Annotated in this window: 1 protein-coding gene; it reads right to left on the bottom strand. The window is 46.1% G+C overall.

Annotated elements, in window-relative coordinates; translation table 11 throughout:
• Positions 1-29 precede the first annotated feature (29 nt).
• Positions 30-497, bottom strand: a complete 468-nt coding sequence (locus ACOTX7_RS24305; RefSeq protein ID WP_012477584.1) for a recombinase family protein — start codon at positions 495-497, stop codon at positions 30-32.
• Positions 498-681 lie beyond the last annotated feature (184 nt).

Genomic DNA, 681 nt, shown 5'->3' with positions numbered 1-681 from the left:
TCCATCAGCAAAAGGGGATGATAAGTTTATCACCACCGACTATTTGCAACAGTGCCCGGTTTTCTCCCTCCCACACGGCCCCTTGCGCGTGCAGCTGCAAGGCCTGAGCGCGTTCTTTCAATATTGCGGTTGCGTTCAAAGCTAGAGAATATCGCCATCAGATGAGTATAGATTTCCCCTATAACTGGCGCATTTGTGTCTATTCTGTCCTTGATGGCTATGAAAGTTATTCCGCGTTTCTTCAGGTCGTCGAGTAAAGTAATGACTTGACCCAATGAACCGCCGAGCCGATCTAGTGCCCAAACTACTAGGGTATCTCCCTCGCGCAATGCTTTCAGGCAGTTCTCCAGTTCCGGCGCACCTTTTTTGTCGCGCTTGGGGCCGCTACGTGAGGTCTGATCCTGATAGATTTGCTCACATCCAGCTTTTGTTAGTTCGTCAAACTGGTGCGCCACATCCTGAAGATGCGTAGATTTACGTGCATAGCCGATTTTCATTCTTTTCTCGCTAATTAGTTATGGGGTTATTGTTATGTTGATACAGTAACGAGTTTTGTTACATGAGGGGAGTCATTTTTCGGGAGAAGTCAGGACTTTTCAAGACTGTCACAAAAACCATCGTTTTTGATACATTAATTTAACCAATAGGTTGCAGATCAAATCGCCTGTAACAGCCTTTCTG

Source organism: Enterobacter cloacae complex sp. IR5418, from assembly GCF_049238105.1.
In the GTDB taxonomy this organism is placed as follows: Bacteria; Pseudomonadota; Gammaproteobacteria; order Enterobacterales; family Enterobacteriaceae; genus Enterobacter; species Enterobacter hormaechei.
Note: the sequence above shows the minus strand (reverse complement) of the source record. Positions and strands in the feature narration are given on the sequence as shown.

What these genes read in the sequence shown, in the direction of transcription:
- ACOTX7_RS24305 (WP_012477584.1), bottom strand. Translation starts at nt 497, where the DNA reads ATGAAAATCGGCTATGCACGTAAATCTACGCATCTTCAGGATGTGGCG.